The following is a 15,167-nucleotide window of genomic DNA, read 5'->3' as shown; positions in this document are numbered from 1 at the left end:
CCCGTCCCTCGATCCTGGCCGCCCGCGGTCGCGGGCGGCGACTGCCGGGTCTCCCCCGCCCGGCTCTGCTCCTGCTCCCCCGTCCCCGCGCGGACCTCAGCGCAGGTCGTCCCTCCCGGCGCCGGACAGGGCGGAGACGATCCGCGTGAGCTCCTGGGCGTGGTCCTCGTCGAGCACGAGGAGGGCGTCCTCGGCATCGACCACGGTGATCCCGTCGAGGCCGACGAGGGCCACGTGACGATGCGTGGCACCGTACACCGTGGCCCGGGAGCCGACGGCATCCACGGTGGCGGTGCCCAGCACCCGGACATCTCCCCCACCTCCGGCGCCGTCACCGGCCCCGTCGACACCTTCCGCGCGGACGGTCCCGTCGGCGGCGCCGACCGTCCGGACGCCGCCGCCGGCCGCCGGCGAGCGCAGCTGCCGCGCCAGCGCGGCGAAGTCGCCGACGTCGTCCCAGTCGAAGCGGGCCGGCACCACGGCCACGCGGCCGCGCGCGGCGAGCGGCTCCGCGAGCGCGTGGTCGATCGCGATCGAGAGCAGCGAGGGCCAGACCTCCTCGAGCACCTCCTGCTCCTGCGCGGTGCCGCGGGCCGCGGCGATCCTGCGCACACCCTCGGCGAGCGGCGGGATCTGCACGGCCAGCTCGTCGAGCAGGACCCGCGCGCGGACCACGAACATGCCGGCGTTCCACAGGAACCGGCCCGAGGCGAGGAACTCCTCCGCGACCTCCCGGGTCGGCTTCTCGACGAACCGGGAGACGGGCAGCGCCCCCGCGCGCTCGAGGACGGACGCCACCGGCGCGGTGGAGCGCTCGATGTAGCCGAAGCCCGTCGCCGGGTGCGTGGGGACGATGCCGAGGGTGACGAGGTGGCCGTCCTCCGCGGCGGCGCGCGCGGCGCGGACGTCCTCGGCGAAGGCGGCGGTGTCGGCGACCAGATGGTCCGCGGCGAAGGAGCCGATGACGGCGTCCGGCATCTCCCGCTCGACGACGGCGGCGGCGAGCGCGATCGCGGGCATCGAGTTGCGCGGCGAGGGCTCCGCGATCACGCGCGCGCGCCCGGCGGCCTGCTCCTCGACCGCGGCCCGGTGCACGGCGCCGGTGACGACCACGGGAGGGGCGTCGGCCAGCGGGAGCAGGCGCTCGATCGTCTGCTCGAGCAGGGAGGATCCGGTGCCGGTCAGATCGAGCAGGAACTTGGGGCGCTCACGCCGTGAGAGCGGCCACAGTCTGGTGCCGGAGCCGCCTGCGGGGATGACGGGGACGAAGGGGGCCTCGGGCATGCGGCCAGGGTAGCGGCGTCCTGCGACCCCTCCGTGGAGGCGCCGGGGACCGACCCGACACCGCCGCGCGCGGGACAGAAAGCGCACGTCATGGTGTTACGCTGGCGGGGCCCCTGTCGGGGGCGATGATGATGTCGCCGTGTCGTGAACCGGCCCTCTGCGGGTCCCCAGTGCGGGCCCTGCAGCCGTCGGGCCGGGTGCGGCGCGACAGGCCCCTGCGGGCCCGCCCGTCATCCCGTCCGCCGACGACTCAACCGACGCTTCTGGAGGAACTCCGTGGCTTCCGCCCAATCCGGGACGCTGTATCGCGGACGCGAGGGCATGTGGTCCTGGGTCGCTCACCGCATCTCAGGGATGCTCATCTTCCTGTTCCTGCTCGTCCACGTCCTCGACACCGCCCTCGTGCGTGTCTCCCCCGAGGCGTACAACGAGGTGATCGGGCACTACAAGACGGTGGTGTTCGGCCTCGGCGAGATCGGCCTGGTGGGCGCCGTGGTGTTCCACGCGCTGAACGGCCTCCGCATCATCCTGGTGGACTTCTGGTCGAAGGGCACCAAGCACCAGCGCGGCCTGTTCTGGGGCGTCGTCGTGCTGTGGGTGGTCCTCATGGCCGGCTTCCTCCCCCGCCACCTCATGCACATGTTCGGAGCCTGACCATGAGCGCACAGACCTCCCCCACGCGGATCCCCGATCCCACCACGCGCTACCGCCGCACCGGCCAGCGCGGCGTGAACACCGAGATGCTCTCGTGGATGTTCATGCGCGCCTCGGGCGCCCTGCTCGTGATCCTCATCTTCGGCCACCTCTTCGTGAACCTCTGGCTGGGCCTCGGCGTCAAGGGCATCGACTTCGCCTTCGTCGCCGGCAAGTGGGCCAACCCCTTCTGGCAGGTCTGGGACCTGCTCATGCTGTGGCTCGGCCTCATCCACGGCGGCAACGGCGTGCGCACGATCATCAACGACTACGCCCGCTCCTCGACGCCGCGCCTGGTCCTCAAGGGCCTGCTGCTCGTCGCCGTGGTCGTCACGATCGTGCTCGGCACCCTCGTGATCTTCACCTTCAACCCCTGCCCGGCCGGCGCGGAGCCCAGCCTCCTGCCCGCCGTCTGCCAGGGCTGACGGCTCGGCCGTCCCGCATATCGCGATCGAAACGGAGCACTCACCGACCATGCAGACTCATGACTACGACGTGGTGATCGTGGGCGCCGGCGGCGCCGGCATGCGCGCCGCCCTCGAGGCCTCCAAGCGCGCCCGCACCGCCGTCGTCACCAAGCTCTACCCCACCCGCTCCCACACCGGCGCGGCGCAGGGCGGCATGTGCGCCGCCCTCGCCAACGTCGAGGAGGACAACTGGGAGTGGCACACCTACGACACCGTCAAGGGCGGCGACTACCTGGTGGACCAGGACGCCGCCGAGGTCATGGCCAAGGAGGCCATCGACGCGGTGCTCGACCTCGAGAAGATGGGCCTGCCGTTCAACCGCACGCCCGAGGGCAAGATCGACCAGCGCCGGTTCGGCGGCCACACGCGTGAGCACGGCGAGGCGCCCGTGCGCCGCGCCTGCTACGCCGCGGACCGCACCGGCCACATGATCCTCCAGACCCTCTACCAGAACTGCGTGAAGCAGCAGGTGGAGTTCTTCAACGAGTACTACGTGCTCGACGTCCTCATGACAGGCGACCCTCGCACCGACGAGGGCGTCCGCGCCTCCGGCGTGGTCACCTACGAGCTCGCGACCGGCGAGATCCACGTCTTCCGTGCGAAGTCCGTGGTCTTCGCCTCCGGCGGCTTCGGCAAGGTCTTCAAGACCACCTCGAACGCGCACACGCTGACCGGCGACGGCCCCGCCATGGTGCTGCGCCGCGGCATCCCGCTCGAGGACATGGAGTTCTTCCAGTTCCATCCAACGGGCCTCGCGGGCCTGGGCATCCTGCTCTCCGAGGCGGCCCGCGGCGAGGGCGCGATCCTGCGCAACAGCAACATGGAGCGCTTCATGGAGCGCTACGCGCCGACGCTGAAGGACCTCGCCCCGCGCGACGTCGTCGCCCGCGCGATGGCCAACGAGGTGCGCGAGGGCCGCGGCTGCGGTCCGAACAAGGACTACGTGCTGCTGGACCTCACCCACCTCGAGCCCGCGCACATCGACGCGAAGCTCCCGGACATCACCGAGTTCGCCCGCACCTACCTGGGTGTGGAGCCGTACACGGAGCCGGTGCCGGTGTTCCCCACCGCGCACTACGCCATGGGCGGCATCCCCACGAACATCCGCGGCGAGGTGCTCCGCAACGCGGAGGACGTCATCCCCGGCATGTACGCCGCGGGCGAGGTGGCCTGCGTGTCCGTGCACGGCGGCAACCGCCTGGGCACGAACTCGCTGCTGGACATCAACGTCTTCGGTCGCCGCGCCGGCATCGCCGCCGCGGAGCACGCGGCGACGGTCGAGTCCCCCGAGCTGCCCGAGGGCGTCGAGATCCCGACGGTCGAGCTGCTGCAGCGCCTCCGCGACCGCCCGGCCACCGAGGACCGCGTCGCGGACATCCGCCGCGACCTGCAGGAGACCATGGACGCCAACGTCCAGGTGTTCCGCACCGAGGAGACCTGCCGGAAGGCGCTCGCGGACATCGAGGCGCTCAAGAAGCGCTACGAGACCGTCGCCGTCCAGGACAAGGGCCTGCGCTACAACCTCGACCTGCTCGAGGCCGTGGAGCTCGGCTTCCTGCTGGATCTCGCGGAGACCGTCGCACTCGGTGCGCTGTACCGCAAGGAGTCCCGCGGCGGCCACTTCCGCGAGGACTTCGACAAGCGCGACGACGTCAACTTCCTGCACCACACGATGTACTACCGCACCCTCGAGGGTGAGGAGGGTGCCGAGGGCACCTCGATCCGGCTCGGCACCAAGCCCGTCGTGATCACGCGCTACGAGCCGAAGGAGCGTACGTTCTGATGACCGCCGTCGCCGAGAAGACCCCGGCCCCCGAGGCCTCCGCCGCGGAGATCCCCTCCTTCGAGGTCACCCTCCGCATCAACCGCTTCGACCCGGATTCCGGGAAGGACTCCTCCTGGGAGGACTTCACCGTCACGATGCACGGCACCGACCGTGTGCTCGACGCCCTGCACGAGATCAAGTGGCACCTGGACGGCTCGCTGAGCTTCCGCCGCTCGTGCGCGCACGGCGTGTGCGGCTCCGATGCGATGCGCATCAACGGCCGCAACCGTCTGGCCTGCAAGACACTGCTCAAGGACCTCGACATCTCCAAGCCGATCCTGGTCGAGCCGATCAAGGGCCTGCCGGTGGAGAAGGACCTCATCGTCGACATGGACCCGTTCTTCGAGTCCTACCGCGAGATCATGCCGTTCCTCGTGGCGAAGGGTCAGGAGCCCAGCCGCGAGCGCCTGCAGTCCGCGGAGGAGCGCGAGCGCTTCGACGACACCACCAAGTGCATCCTGTGCGCGGCGTGCACCTCGTCCTGCCCCGTGTTCTGGACCGACGGGCAGTACTTCGGCCCGGCCGCGATCGTCAACGCGCACCGCTTCATCTTCGACTCGCGCGACGACGCCGGCGAGCAGCGTCTGGAGATCCTCAACTCCAAGGAGGGCGTGTGGCGCTGCCGCACGACCTTCAACTGCTCCGAGGCGTGCCCCCGGGGCATCCAGGTCACCAAGGCCATCGCCGAGGTCAAGCAGGCCGTCATCCGCGGTCGCATCTGATCCTGCGGGGCCCGCCCACCTGCGGGGCGGCCCCCGCACGACGGAGCGCCCGGCCCCCTCGAGGGGGCCGGGCGCTCCGTCGTCCCGGAGGAGGGCGTCGGATCAGTCGTAGGTGACCACGAGCGGCGAGTGGTCGGACCAGCGGGTGTCGTAGCTCGGGGCGCGGTCCACCTGCGCGGCGGTCGCCCGCTCCCCCAGCTGCGGGGTGGTCAGCTGGTAGTCGATGCGCCAGCCCGAGTCGTTGTCGAAGGCCTTCCCGCGCTGCGACCACCACGTGTAGGGACCCGGGACGTCGCCGGCGAGACGGCGGTGCACGTCGACCCAGTCGCCCTCGACGAGGAGGCGGTCGAGGTAGGCGCGCTCCTCGGGCAGGAACCCGGCGGACTTCAGGTTGCCCTTCCAGTTCTTGATGTCGTTGTTCTGGTGGGCGATGTTGAGGTCTCCGGTGAGGACCACGTGGCGGCCGTCGGCCCGCAGCGCGGCGAGGCGCTCGAGGGCGACGTCGAGGAAGGCGTACTTGTCGACCATCGTCTGCGGCTTGTCGACGCTGCCGGAGTGCATGTAGCAGGAGATGACGGTGAGGTCCTGGCCGTCGCCGAGGGGGTCGCCGAGGTCCGCCTCGAGCCAGCGGCCCGAGTGCGCGTCCTCCTCCTCGAGGCCGGGCAGGCCGCGCCGCACGCCCTCGAGATCGATCCGCTCGAGCGAGGTGCGGGCCGCGATCGCGACGCCCGCACGGCCCTTGAGCCGTGACGCCTCGCCGACGATGCTCCAGCCCTCCCCCATGAGGTCGGCGAGCAGCTCGTCCGGCGCACGCACCTCCTGGAGGGTGACGACGTCCGCGGAGGTCGCGGCGAGCCAGTCGCCCATGCCCTTCCGGGCGGCGGCGCGCAGGCCGTTGACGTTGACGGTGGCGAGTGTGAAGGTCATGCCCGCCAGTATTCCAGGGCGAGCCGAGGCCCGCCGCCCGCACCCCTCCCCCGGAGCGCCGTCACCGGGGGGCGTCCGCACGCGACGAGGCCGCCCCGATCACCGGCCGGGGCGGCCTCGTGCGCGTGCGGCGAGCGGGTCAGGCGGCGGGGCCGGTCCCTGCGGCGTGCTCCGCCATCTCGACGACGTTCTGCACGAGCAGCGCGCGGGTCATGGGGCCCACACCGCCGGGGTTCGGGGAGATCCAGGAGGCGACCTCGGCGACGGCCGGGTCCACGTCGCCCACGAGCGTCGCCTTCCCGCCCTCGGGGTCCTCGACCCGGGAGACGCCCACGTCGAGCACGATCGCGCCGGGCTTGACGTCCTCGGGTCGCACGAGGTGCGCGACGCCCGCCGCGGCGACGATGACGTCCGCCCGCTTCAGGTGGTCGGGGAGGTCGCGGGTGCCGGTGTGGGTGAGGGTCACGGTCGCGTTGATCGCGCGGCGCGTGAGCAGCGCCCCGATCGAGCGGCCGACGGTCACGCCGCGACCCACCACGACGACGTCCTTGCCCTTGAGGTCCACGTCGTGGCGCAGCAGCAGCTCGACGACGGCCCGCGGGGTGCAGGGCAGCGGCGTGGAGATCGGGCCGTAGGCGTTGAGCACGAGCCGGCCCAGGTTCATCGGGTGCAGGCCGTCGGCGTCCTTCGCGGGGTCGATCCGCTCGAGGATCGCGTCGGTGTCGATGTGCGCGGGCAGCGGCAGCTGCACGATGTAGCCGGTGCACGCCGGATCGGCGTTGAGCTCGTCGATGACGGCCTCGAGCTCGGCCTGGGTGGTCTCCGCCGGGAGGTGGCGCTGGATCGAGTTCAGGCCGATCTGGGCGCTGTCGCGGTGCTTGCCACGCACGTACGCGGCGCTGCCGGGGTCCTCCCCCACGAGGACGGTCGCGAGGCCGGGCTGGGGGTGGCCGGCGTCGACGAGGGCGCTGACGCGCTCGGCGAGCTCGGCCTTGATGGCCTTCGCGGTGGCCTTGCCGTCGAGGATCTGAGCGGTCATGGGGCTCCTTCCGGGGAGCGCTGGGAACGGTCGGGGACGAGCGCGGGGCCCGGCATCGGCCGGGCCCCGCGAACGTCGATCAGTACTGCTGGAGCTCTGCGTAGAGCGGCTTCTTCTCGGCGAGGGCCGCGGTGCGGGCCCGCAGGGACTCGAGGTCCGCGCCGCCCGTGAGGGCGAGGGCGATGACGTCGGCGACCTCGGTGAACTCCTCGGCGCCGAAGCCGCGGGTCGCGAGGGCCGGGGTGCCGATGCGCAGGCCCGAGGTGACGCGCGGGGGACGCGGATCGTTGGGGACCGCGTTGCGGTTCACGGTGATGCCCACCTCGTGGAGGCGGTCCTCGGCCTGCTGACCGTCGAGCTCGCTGTCCACGAGGTCCACGAGCACGAGGTGCACGTCGGTCCCGCCGGAGATGACCTTCACGCCCTGGGCGGCGGCGTCCTCCTGCTGGAGGCGCTCGGCGAGGATCTTCGCGCCCTCGAGGGTGCGGGCCTGGCGATCCTTGAAGTCCTCGGAGGCGGCGACCTTGAGCGCGACGGCCTTCGCGGCGATGACGTGCATGAGGGGCCCGCCCTGCTGGCCGGGGAAGACGGCGGAGTCGATCTTCTTCGCCCACTTCTCCTTGCACAGGATCATGCCGGAGCGGGGGCCGCCGATGGTCTTGTGGATGGTGGTGGAGACGACGTCCGCGTAGGGGACGGGGCTCGGGTGCAGACCCGCGGCGACGAGGCCCGCGAAGTGCGCCATGTCGACCCAGAGCGCGGCGCCGACCTCGTCGGCGATCTCGCGGAAGCGCGCGAAGTCGAGCTGGCGGGTGTACGCGGACCAGCCGGCGACGATGACCTTGGGCTGCGACTCGACGGCGAGGGCGTGGACCTTGTCCATGTCGATCAGGCCGGTGCCGGGCTCGGTCTCGTAGGCCACGATGTCGTAGAGGCGGCCGGAGAAGTTGATCTTCATGCCGTGGGTGAGGTGGCCGCCGTGCGCGAGCGAGAGGCCCATGAGGGTGTCGCCGGGGCGGGCGAGGGCGTGCATGACCGCGGCGTTCGCGGTGGCGCCCGAGTGCGGCTGGACGTTCGCGTGCTCGGCGCCGAAGAGGTCCTTCGCGCGCTGGATCGCGATCTCCTCGGCGACGTCGACCTCCTCGCAGCCGCCGTAGTAGCGGCGACCGGGGTAGCCCTCCGCGTACTTGTTCGTCAGCACCGAGCCCTGCGCCTGGAGCACGGCGCGCGGCACGAAGTTCTCGCTGGCGATCATCTCCAGCGTGCGCTGCTGGCGGGCGAGCTCCCGATCCAGGACCTGGGCGATGTCCGGGTCGAGATCGGCGATGGACTGGGAGAGGACGTCGTTCACAGGGCCTCCTGCGGCAAGGGTGGATCGGCGGGCATGGGCCGTCCCTCCATCCTAGATCGCCGCGCCGCCCCGGGCAGGATCGTCCACGCCGTCCCGCAGCGTCGCGGCCCTGCGCGGCGTCCCCGGCCAACCGCCTCGGATCAGCCGCCCCGGGTCAGCCGTCCCCGGATCAGAGGTCGACGCCGAGCCGCACCGGCTCCGGGTGCAGCGCGACGCCGAAGCGCTCGGCGACCCCGGCCTGCACAGCGCGGGCGAGGGCCACGAGATCCTCGCTCGAGGCGCCGCCGCGGTTGGTCAGTGCGAGGGAGTGCTTGGTGGACAGGCTCGCCCGCTCCCCCACCGCGAAGCCGCGGTCGAAGCCGGCATGGCTGATGAGCCAGGCGGCGCTCGTCTTCACGAGGCCGTCGCCCGCGGGGAAGCGGGGGGCGTCCTCGGGCAACCGCTCGGCCTCCGCCGCCGGGAGGATCGGGTTGGTGAAGAAGCTGCCGGCGCTCCACGTGTCGCGGTCCGCGGGATCCAGGACCATGCCCTTCTCCCCGCGGATCCGCAGCACGGTCCCCCGCACCTCCGCCATCGGCGCCCGCTGGCCCACCTCGATGCCGAGCGCCGCGGCGAGCTGGGCGTAGCGCACCGGGGCGGAGAGCGAGCCGAGGGTGTGCTGGAAGCTCACGGAGAGCACCACGTAGCGGCCGGTGGCCGACGGCGCACCGCCCGTGAAGGGCGTGCGCTTGAAGATGCTGTCGCGGTAGGCGAAGTCGCAGTCGCCCGCGTAGAAGGTGCGCACGGCCCCGCGCTCGCGGTCCCAGGTGCGCACCCGGGTGATCGTCGAGGCGACCTCCTGGCCGTAGGCGCCGACGTTCTGGATCGGGGTCGCGCCCACGGTCCCGGGGATGCCGGAGAGCGCCTCGATGCCCACGAGCTCCCGCGCCACGGCGTACTGCACGGCGCGGTCCCAGCTGACCCCGGCGAAGTGCTCGACGATCGCGCCGCCGCAGGTGGGGTCCAGCGGCGTGAGGGCGGCGGGATCCGCGGGGCTGCCGTCGGGCTCACCCGAGGTCGGGATCTCGCAGGTCGCGTCGAGGCCGGGCGGGGTCCCGGGGTCCTTCAGCAGGACGACGGTGCCCTCGAAGGGGGCGTCGGAGGCGATGAGGTTGGAGCCGCCGCCGAGCACGAGCATCGGCTCCCCTGCGGCGTCCGCCGCGGAGACGGCGTCGATGACCTGCTGCTCGGTCGTCGCCTCGACGAGGGTCCGGATCTCCCCGCCGATCCGCAGGGTCGTGAGGTCGGCGAGCCTCATGCCTGCACCGGCAGCGCGATGACGGCGCGGGCGCGGCCCAGCACCGAGGTGCCCTCCGCGGTGACGGCGGTGAGGTCGATCCGGACGGTGCCGGCCTCGGGGTCGACGGCGCCGACGGTCGCGGTCACCTCGAGCACGGCCTCGCCGGTGGCGGGGACGGGCACGGGCTTGGTGAAGCGGGTGGAGTACTCGCGCAGCAGCGAGGGGTCGCCGAGCTCCTCGAGCAGGCCGGTGATCGCGGTGCCCATGGTCAGCATGCCGTGGGCGATGACGCCGGGCAGGCCGGCGGCCTCGGCGACGGTGTCGTTGTAGTGGATCGGGTTGAAGTCGCCGGAGGCGCCCGCGTAGCGGACCAGGGTGTCGCGGCTGAGCCGGTGCTCGCGCCGGGCGAGGACCTGGCCCTTCTCGAGGGTGCTGAGGTCGAGGTCGTTCATCGCATCTCCAGGGGCGTGGGGCGGCCGGGGCCGCGGGAGGTCGGGGATCCGGCGTCGGTGCCGGGGCGCTGCGGGGAGGGGGCGGGCGGGCCGTGTGCGGCAGGTCGCCGCGCGGAGCCGCCGTCGCTGCGGCGGGTCAGTCGCCGCGGACGACGAGCATGCTGCGCACGCTCGCGACCGGCGCGCCGGCCTCGTCGGTCATGTCCACCCGGGTGGTGACCATGGCGTGGCCGCCGGCGGCGCGCACGGACTCGACGGTGAGCGTCGGGACGAGCCGATCCCCCGCGACGACGGGGCGCTCGAGGGTGAACCCCTCCTCGCCGTGGACCACGCGCGTGAAGTCGATCCCCGAGGCCGGGTCCTCGATGTACTGCGCCTCGGTGGCCTGGGCGAGGGAGACCAGGAAGGTGGGCGGTGCGACGACGCCCGCGTGGCCGGCCGCGCGCGCCGCCTCGGGATCGAGGTGCAGCGGGGAGGTGGCGCCGGTGGCGCGCGCGAACTCGGCGATCTTCGCGCTCGAGACCTCGTGCACGGCCCCTGCGGGGTAGGTGCGACCGGCGAAGGACGGATCCGGGGTGGTGGTCATGTCTCTCCCAGGGTGCCCGGGCGGGTGATCCCCCGGGCGATCGAAGGCGGTGGCACTGCGGAGCCGCAGGTCCGACGGCGGGCCCGCGGGCGTGGTGGCCTGCGGGCCGTGAGGACGGCGCGCCCGTGGCGCACCTCCCCCCGAGGATGCACGAAGGCCACCCGGGTCGCCCCGAGTGGCCTGTCGTGTCGCGCTGGGGAGACCCGGTCAGCGGGTCTCGCGGTGCGCCGTCTGCTTGCCGCAGGTCGGGCAGAACTTCGAGAGCTCCAGCCGATCCGGGGTGTTGCGACGGTTCTTCTTGGTGATGTAGTTGCGGGCCTTGCACTCGGTGCAGGCCATGGTGATCTTGGGACGCACGTCAGAGCTCTTGCTCGCCACGACTCGCCTCTTTCGTTCCGAGAAGCGCGCTCGCCCGCGCGCCTGGCTGGGTCCCCTCGCGGGGAGATGAATCTTATCGCCGGTAGGACCGGTGCGGTACCGAGGGCGGGGATCGAACCCGCGACCTCACGATTATGAGTCGTGCGCTCTAACCGTCTGAGCTACCCCGGCGTGATCGATGCGACGGCCCGATCTCGAGACGAGACCGGGCCGGCATCCATCAGAGCCCTGAAAGGGAATCGAACCCTTGACCTTCTCCTTACCATGGAGATGCTCTGCCGACTGAGCTATCAGGGCAACCCGGTGAACACTACACAATCCCTGCTCGGAGAGCAATTCTCGCGGTGTTCCCGGTGCTTCGGATCACAAGGACCCTCCGCGGTGGCAGGTGAGGGATTCGAACCCCCGTAGGCAATGCCAGCTGATTTACAGTCAGCCCCCTTTGGCCACTCGGGTAACCTGCCGGGTTGGCCTCCCCCGTCGTCCTCCACCCCTGGGAACCAGGTGCGAGGGCCGCCGGAAGCGGACTCGGAAAGCATAGCGGGGTGGGCGACGGTGCGCGAACCCGGGAGGCCTCTCCGCCGCATGACCATGGTCACAGGGCTCCTGACCTGCAGTTTCGATGCCCCTGGCGGATTCGGTGCCCGCTCGGCACCGGGGCAGCGCCGGGTCAGCACCGGGTCACGGGGATCGTCGGCCCGCCGCCGGCGGCCCGGCCGACGCGTCCCGCTCCGATCCGGCACGGCCCGCGGATCGCCTCTCCCTCGGCACACAGGGCCACGGCCCCGCCCGGCGCAGCGCTCGGATCGGGCATCATCGGGGGATCGTGCATCATGCAGGGGCAGGGAACCCCCGAGGAAGGAAGGCACCCCATGGCCGATTCATCGTTCGACATCGTCAGCCAGCTCGACCGCCAGGAGGTCGACAACGCCGTGAACCAGGCGGTGAAGGAAGTGGGCCAGCGCTACGACTTCCGCGGCACCGGCGCCTCGCTCACCCTCAGCGGGGACGAGATCGTCATGACCGCGAACGCCGAGGAGCGCGTGCTGGCCGTCCTCGACGTCCTGCAGACCAAGCTCCTGCGCCGCGGCATCTCCCTCAAGGCCATCGAGGTGGGCGAGCCCAAGCAGTCCGGCAAGGAGGTGCGCCTCGCGGCCGCCCTCAAGGAGGGCATCAGCACCGAGGACGCCAAGAAGATCTCCAAGATCATCCGCGACGAGGGCCCCAAGGGCGTGAAGGCCCAGATCCAGGGCGACGAGCTGCGGGTCTCCTCCAAGAGCCGCGACGACCTCCAGGCCGTCATCGCCCTGCTCAAGGGCAAGGACCTCGAGGTCGCGCTGCAGTTCATCAACTACCGCTGATCGCCCGCGACCCCTCAGCACGTCGAGGAGCCCCGATCCCCTCCCCTGCACGGGGTGGGATCGGGGCTCCTGCGTTCTCCCGGCGGGGCCGGGAGGGACCTCAGTTGCTGTTCGAGGTCGTGTCCTGCTCCTCGGCATGCTGGTTCAGCTCATCCGACTTCGCCTTGCACGCCTCGACCACGCTGTTCACCGGACCCGAGACAAAACCGTTCCAGTCATCCACATACGTGTCGTAATCCGGACCGACCCACTCCACACCGTTGACCACACCGGTCACCGCATCGATCGCATCCAGGATCTGGCTGCCCGCCTCATTGATCGCGGTCGCGACCTCGCGACCCTCCTCCGGGTTCATTCCCTTGAAAGCCATGACAATCCCCTCGCTCTAGAAAAAACTGATCTCGACGACTACGAGAAGCTGACGCACCCGCCGATCAGGCGGACGCATCCCGCTGCTCGGAAGCATTCTTCGACGCCCGCTCCGACAGATCCTGCGCCTGCTGCACCAGCTGCTGCACCGCCTGACCCACCGTCGACTCGAACTCCGACACGTACCGGTCACGATCCTCACCGGTCCAGTCGAACTCCTGCACACGCGCCAGCACCCGCTGGTACGCCTCATTCGCCTGATCAGCCGCATCGGTGATCTGCGTGGCCATCTGATCGACAGCCTCCGGGTTCATACCCTTCTTCATGGCGTTCCTCCTCGTCGCGTCTTCCCTGGTCCACCCATGGCCCGGATCTCCGCGGCCGCCATGGCCGCCTCCTCGATCCCTGACCTCCAGGTGATGACTCCACACTAGGCGGCCCTGCACGACCTGACGATGGGGACAACTCCCCATCCCCCTCCCCATACCGCCTGCTGAATATCACCACAGGTCAGAGGCGGGATCGCGCTCTCGGCCCGCACGGAGCCGTTGTGGATGACGGCCGGCTCGGGCCGCTCGTCCCGGCCGCCCAGCTCGCCGTCGGCCCGCACCCCCGCTCGCCCAGCTCCCCGCCGGGGTCGGCGGCGGACGGCGAAGGACCCCGCACCGCTCCCCTGCGGGGGACGGGACGGGGTCCTGCGGCGGCGCGGACGACTACGCGACCGGACGGACTCAGTTGCTGTTCGAGGTCGTGTCCTGCTCCTCGGCATGCTGGTTCAGCTCATCCGACTTCGCCTTGCACGCCTCGACCACGCTGTTCACCGGACCCGAGACAAAACCGTTCCAGTCATCCACATACGTGTCGTAATCCGGACCGACCCACTCCACACCGTTGACCACACCGGTCACCGCATCGATCGCATCCAGGATCTGGCTGCCCGCCTCATTGATCGCGGTCGCGACCTCGCGACCCTCCTCCGGGTTCATTCCCTTGAAAGCCATGACAATCCCCTCGCTCTAGAAAAAACTGATCTCGACGACTACGAGAAGCTGACGCACCCGCCGATCAGGCGGACGCATCCCGCTGCTCGGAAGCATTCTTCGACGCCCGCTCCGACAGATCCTGCGCCTGCTGCACCAGCTGCTGCACCGCCTGACCCACCGTCGACTCGAACTCCGACACGTACCGGTCACGATCCTCACCGGTCCAGTCGAACTCCTGCACACGCGCCAGCACCCGCTGGTACGCCTCATTCGCCTGATCAGCCGCATCGGTGATCTGCGTGGCCATCTGATCGACAGCCTCCGGGTTCATACCCTTCTTCATGGTCCTCATCCCCTCATCCGGTGTTCCCTGGACTCTCCCCGGGTGACCTCCGCGGCCTCCGTGGCCGCCTCCTCGATCTCCCGGGCTGATGGCTCCACGCTATGTCGGGGACCGGCGGCGGGTCGATGGGGAGAACTCCCCGTGGATTACCCTCCGCTCGGGGACGCCCCGGCGGGCGGGGGGGGGTGGGTCAGTCGGTCTCGATGCGCAGTGAGTCCTGGATGCCGCGCACGATCTCGATCTCGTCGTCGGCGCCATCCGCCCCGCAGCTGCCGACGATCTCCACGACATCCGTCGCGCTCTCCCCGCGCGGGACCACCGTGTACCGGGCGGCCTGCACCACGGTGGGCCGGCCGGGCTGGGTGTAGCCGTATTCGCTCGCGATCCACTCGCGCTCGCCCACCTCGATCCGGCCCGTGCCGAGCTCCTCGAGCTCGGGGAGGGCGGCCTTGCGGCGCGTGAGCGACTCACCGGCCTGGTCGAGCGTGAACCCGGGCCCGAAGCGCTGCACGGTGACCACCACGTTGGCGCGGAAGCGCCCCTCGATGCGCGGCTGGGCGACGGCGAGCTGGACACCGGCGACCGTGAGAGCCTCCCAGTCCTCGGGCACGCCGGCGCTGATCCGCGGCGGCCCGGGGAAGTCGGCGCTCGGGTACGAGATGCTCTTGACCATGCTGTCCGCTCCGTTCGTCCCACCCGTGACGGCGCCCAAGATACCAGCGCGCCGGAGGCCCGGACGGGTGTTCCGTCCGGGCCTCCTGTCCCCCGTCTCCAGGGGTCACCGCGTCCCTTCGATCAGGAGGAGGTGGCCTCCTGCTCGGCGGCGTTGGAGTCGGCCGTCTGCCCCAGCTCCTCGACGGCCTTCCTGACCTGCTGCAGCGCGGGGACCATCTCCCCGGACCATTCGCCGCGGAAGCGGTCCGCATCCGGACCCGTCCAGTCGACCTCCTCCAGCCCGGAGGTCAGCTCCTGCTCGATGCGGGTGATCTCCTCCGCCGCATCGCGCAGCTGGTTCGCCATCCGGCGGACCTCTTCCACGTTCATGCCCTGCGTGGCGTTCACGGGACCCTCTCCCCTCACTCGGTGTGCTCGGCTGATCGGACCGGCG

19 protein-coding genes and 3 tRNA genes are annotated in these 15,167 nt (G+C 71.2%); 5 read left to right on the top strand and 17 right to left on the bottom strand.

Annotation, left to right across the window (positions count from 1 at the left end; translation table 11 throughout):
* Nucleotides 1–96 precede the first annotated feature (96 nt).
* Complete coding sequence (locus C1N80_RS08235) at nucleotides 97–1,284, bottom strand: mannose-1-phosphate guanylyltransferase (protein WP_137770320.1); 1,188 nt, start codon at nucleotides 1,282–1,284, stop codon at nucleotides 97–99.
* Nucleotides 1,285–1,560: 276 nt separating this feature from the next.
* On the opposite strand from C1N80_RS08235, the gene sdhC reads away from it, so the two are divergent.
* The 4 genes from sdhC to C1N80_RS08215 are packed head-to-tail and all read left to right on the top strand — an operon-like array spanning nucleotide 1,561 to nucleotide 4,991.
* Entirely contained in the window at nucleotides 1,561–1,938 is a 378-nt protein-coding gene (sdhC, locus tag C1N80_RS08230) for a succinate dehydrogenase, cytochrome b556 subunit (RefSeq protein WP_103385101.1), read from the top strand.
* A gap of 2 nt (nucleotides 1,939–1,940) precedes the next feature.
* Nucleotides 1,941–2,402, top strand: coding sequence for a succinate dehydrogenase hydrophobic membrane anchor subunit (locus C1N80_RS08225; RefSeq protein ID WP_137770319.1), 462 nt, complete (start codon nucleotides 1,941–1,943; stop codon nucleotides 2,400–2,402).
* A 49-nt stretch (nucleotides 2,403–2,451) separates the two neighbouring features.
* On the top strand, nucleotides 2,452–4,227 hold the full coding sequence (gene sdhA / locus C1N80_RS08220) for a succinate dehydrogenase flavoprotein subunit (protein ID WP_137770318.1): 1,776 nt from the start codon (nucleotides 2,452–2,454) through the stop codon (nucleotides 4,225–4,227).
* Nucleotides 4,227–4,991, top strand: a complete 765-nt coding sequence (locus C1N80_RS08215) for a succinate dehydrogenase iron-sulfur subunit (protein ID WP_137770317.1) — start codon at nucleotides 4,227–4,229, stop codon at nucleotides 4,989–4,991. Before sdhA ends, C1N80_RS08215 begins: the two co-directional genes overlap by 1 nt.
* Nucleotides 4,992–5,093: 102 nt before the next feature.
* On the opposite strand, the gene C1N80_RS08210 is transcribed toward C1N80_RS08215, so the two are convergent.
* The 10 genes from C1N80_RS08210 to C1N80_RS08165 form a co-directional block, all read right to left on the bottom strand.
* Nucleotides 5,094–5,918 carry an exodeoxyribonuclease III gene (locus C1N80_RS08210; protein WP_137770316.1) on the bottom strand — a complete coding sequence of 275 codons (825 nt, stop codon included), beginning with the start codon at nucleotides 5,916–5,918 and terminating at the stop codon, nucleotides 5,094–5,096.
* A gap of 139 nt (nucleotides 5,919–6,057) precedes the next feature.
* The gene (locus C1N80_RS08205; protein WP_137770315.1) at nucleotides 6,058–6,957 is read right to left on the bottom strand and encodes a bifunctional methylenetetrahydrofolate dehydrogenase/methenyltetrahydrofolate cyclohydrolase; all 900 of its coding nucleotides are present in this window, start codon (nucleotides 6,955–6,957) and stop codon (nucleotides 6,058–6,060) included.
* A gap of 79 nt (nucleotides 6,958–7,036) precedes the next feature.
* Complete coding sequence (gene glyA, locus C1N80_RS08200) at nucleotides 7,037–8,308, bottom strand: serine hydroxymethyltransferase (RefSeq protein WP_137770314.1); 1,272 nt, start codon at nucleotides 8,306–8,308, stop codon at nucleotides 7,037–7,039.
* Between the two features lie 169 nt (nucleotides 8,309–8,477).
* Entirely contained in the window at nucleotides 8,478–9,605 is a 1,128-nt protein-coding gene (locus C1N80_RS08195; protein ID WP_137770313.1) for a UDP-N-acetylmuramate dehydrogenase, read from the bottom strand.
* Nucleotides 9,602–10,039, bottom strand: a complete 438-nt coding sequence (locus C1N80_RS08190; protein WP_137770312.1) for a MaoC/PaaZ C-terminal domain-containing protein — start codon at nucleotides 10,037–10,039, stop codon at nucleotides 9,602–9,604. Before C1N80_RS08190 ends, C1N80_RS08195 begins: the two co-directional genes overlap by 4 nt.
* A gap of 136 nt (nucleotides 10,040–10,175) precedes the next feature.
* Nucleotides 10,176–10,625 (bottom strand): MaoC family dehydratase N-terminal domain-containing protein, encoded by a 450-nt coding sequence (locus C1N80_RS08185; protein WP_137770311.1) that lies wholly within the window; start codon nucleotides 10,623–10,625, stop codon nucleotides 10,176–10,178.
* 207 nt (nucleotides 10,626–10,832) lie between these two features.
* Entirely contained in the window at nucleotides 10,833–10,964 is a 132-nt protein-coding gene (gene rpmG / locus C1N80_RS08180) for a 50S ribosomal protein L33 (protein WP_228018590.1), read from the bottom strand.
* Nucleotides 10,965–11,100: 136 nt separating this feature from the next.
* Nucleotides 11,101–11,174: transfer RNA gene (locus C1N80_RS08175), tRNA-Met, on the bottom strand.
* 53 nt (nucleotides 11,175–11,227) lie between these two features.
* Nucleotides 11,228–11,300: transfer RNA gene (locus C1N80_RS08170), tRNA-Thr, on the bottom strand.
* Nucleotides 11,301–11,385: 85 nt separating this feature from the next.
* Nucleotides 11,386–11,467 (bottom strand) — tRNA-Tyr (locus C1N80_RS08165).
* A gap of 408 nt (nucleotides 11,468–11,875) precedes the next feature.
* On the opposite strand from C1N80_RS08165, the gene C1N80_RS08160 reads away from it, so the two are divergent.
* Nucleotides 11,876–12,364, top strand: a complete 489-nt coding sequence (locus C1N80_RS08160) for a YajQ family cyclic di-GMP-binding protein (protein WP_137770310.1) — start codon at nucleotides 11,876–11,878, stop codon at nucleotides 12,362–12,364.
* A 100-nt stretch (nucleotides 12,365–12,464) separates the two neighbouring features.
* Here C1N80_RS08160 and C1N80_RS08155 read toward each other — a convergent pair whose 3' ends face one another.
* The 6 genes from C1N80_RS08155 to C1N80_RS08130 form a co-directional block, all read right to left on the bottom strand.
* Entirely contained in the window at nucleotides 12,465–12,734 is a 270-nt protein-coding gene (locus C1N80_RS08155) for a hypothetical protein (protein ID WP_137770309.1), read from the bottom strand.
* Between the two features lie 64 nt (nucleotides 12,735–12,798).
* Nucleotides 12,799–13,059, bottom strand: coding sequence for a WXG100 family type VII secretion target (locus C1N80_RS08150; RefSeq protein ID WP_137770308.1), 261 nt, complete (start codon nucleotides 13,057–13,059; stop codon nucleotides 12,799–12,801).
* 405 nt (nucleotides 13,060–13,464) lie between these two features.
* The gene (locus C1N80_RS08145; RefSeq protein WP_137770309.1) at nucleotides 13,465–13,734 is read right to left on the bottom strand and encodes a hypothetical protein; all 270 of its coding nucleotides are present in this window, start codon (nucleotides 13,732–13,734) and stop codon (nucleotides 13,465–13,467) included.
* Nucleotides 13,735–13,798: 64 nt separating this feature from the next.
* Nucleotides 13,799–14,059: a WXG100 family type VII secretion target gene (locus C1N80_RS08140; RefSeq protein ID WP_137770308.1), complete on the bottom strand. Its 261-nt coding sequence runs from the start codon at nucleotides 14,057–14,059 to the stop codon at nucleotides 13,799–13,801.
* A 190-nt stretch (nucleotides 14,060–14,249) separates the two neighbouring features.
* Nucleotides 14,250–14,732 (bottom strand): hypothetical protein, encoded by a 483-nt coding sequence (locus tag C1N80_RS08135; protein WP_137770307.1) that lies wholly within the window; start codon nucleotides 14,730–14,732, stop codon nucleotides 14,250–14,252.
* Between the two features lie 122 nt (nucleotides 14,733–14,854).
* Nucleotides 14,855–15,121: a WXG100 family type VII secretion target gene (locus C1N80_RS08130; RefSeq protein WP_137770306.1), complete on the bottom strand. Its 267-nt coding sequence runs from the start codon at nucleotides 15,119–15,121 to the stop codon at nucleotides 14,855–14,857.
* Between the last annotated feature and the right edge of the window lie 46 nt (nucleotides 15,122–15,167).

Origin of the sequence: Brachybacterium sp. SGAir0954 (assembly GCF_005490785.1) — a bacterium.
Lineage (GTDB): Bacteria > Actinomycetota > Actinomycetes > Actinomycetales > Dermabacteraceae > Brachybacterium > Brachybacterium rhamnosum.
Note: the sequence above shows the minus strand (reverse complement) of the source record. Positions and strands in the feature narration are given on the sequence as shown.

Coding starts and splice junctions, on each gene's coding strand:
- C1N80_RS08235 (WP_137770320.1), bottom strand. CDS start 1,284: ATGCCCGAGGCCCCCTTCGTCCCCGTCATCCCCGCAGGCGGCTCCGGC.
- C1N80_RS08225 (WP_137770319.1), top strand. CDS start 1,941: ATGAGCGCACAGACCTCCCCCACGCGGATCCCCGATCCCACCACGCGC.
- sdhA (WP_137770318.1), top strand. CDS start 2,452: ATGCAGACTCATGACTACGACGTGGTGATCGTGGGCGCCGGCGGCGCC.
- C1N80_RS08215 (WP_137770317.1), top strand. CDS start 4,227: ATGACCGCCGTCGCCGAGAAGACCCCGGCCCCCGAGGCCTCCGCCGCG.
- C1N80_RS08210 (WP_137770316.1), bottom strand. CDS start 5,918: ATGACCTTCACACTCGCCACCGTCAACGTCAACGGCCTGCGCGCCGCC.
- C1N80_RS08205 (WP_137770315.1), bottom strand. CDS start 6,957: ATGACCGCTCAGATCCTCGACGGCAAGGCCACCGCGAAGGCCATCAAG.
- C1N80_RS08195 (WP_137770313.1), bottom strand. CDS start 9,605: ATGAGGCTCGCCGACCTCACGACCCTGCGGATCGGCGGGGAGATCCGG.
- C1N80_RS08190 (WP_137770312.1), bottom strand. CDS start 10,039: ATGAACGACCTCGACCTCAGCACCCTCGAGAAGGGCCAGGTCCTCGCC.
- C1N80_RS08185 (WP_137770311.1), bottom strand. CDS start 10,625: ATGACCACCACCCCGGATCCGTCCTTCGCCGGTCGCACCTACCCCGCA.
- rpmG (WP_228018590.1), bottom strand. CDS start 10,964: ATGGCCTGCACCGAGTGCAAGGCCCGCAACTACATCACCAAGAAGAAC.
- C1N80_RS08160 (WP_137770310.1), top strand. CDS start 11,876: ATGGCCGATTCATCGTTCGACATCGTCAGCCAGCTCGACCGCCAGGAG.
- C1N80_RS08155 (WP_137770309.1), bottom strand. CDS start 12,734: ATGGCTTTCAAGGGAATGAACCCGGAGGAGGGTCGCGAGGTCGCGACC.
- C1N80_RS08150 (WP_137770308.1), bottom strand. CDS start 13,059: ATGAAGAAGGGTATGAACCCGGAGGCTGTCGATCAGATGGCCACGCAG.
- C1N80_RS08145 (WP_137770309.1), bottom strand. CDS start 13,734: ATGGCTTTCAAGGGAATGAACCCGGAGGAGGGTCGCGAGGTCGCGACC.
- C1N80_RS08140 (WP_137770308.1), bottom strand. CDS start 14,059: ATGAAGAAGGGTATGAACCCGGAGGCTGTCGATCAGATGGCCACGCAG.
- C1N80_RS08135 (WP_137770307.1), bottom strand. CDS start 14,732: ATGGTCAAGAGCATCTCGTACCCGAGCGCCGACTTCCCCGGGCCGCCG.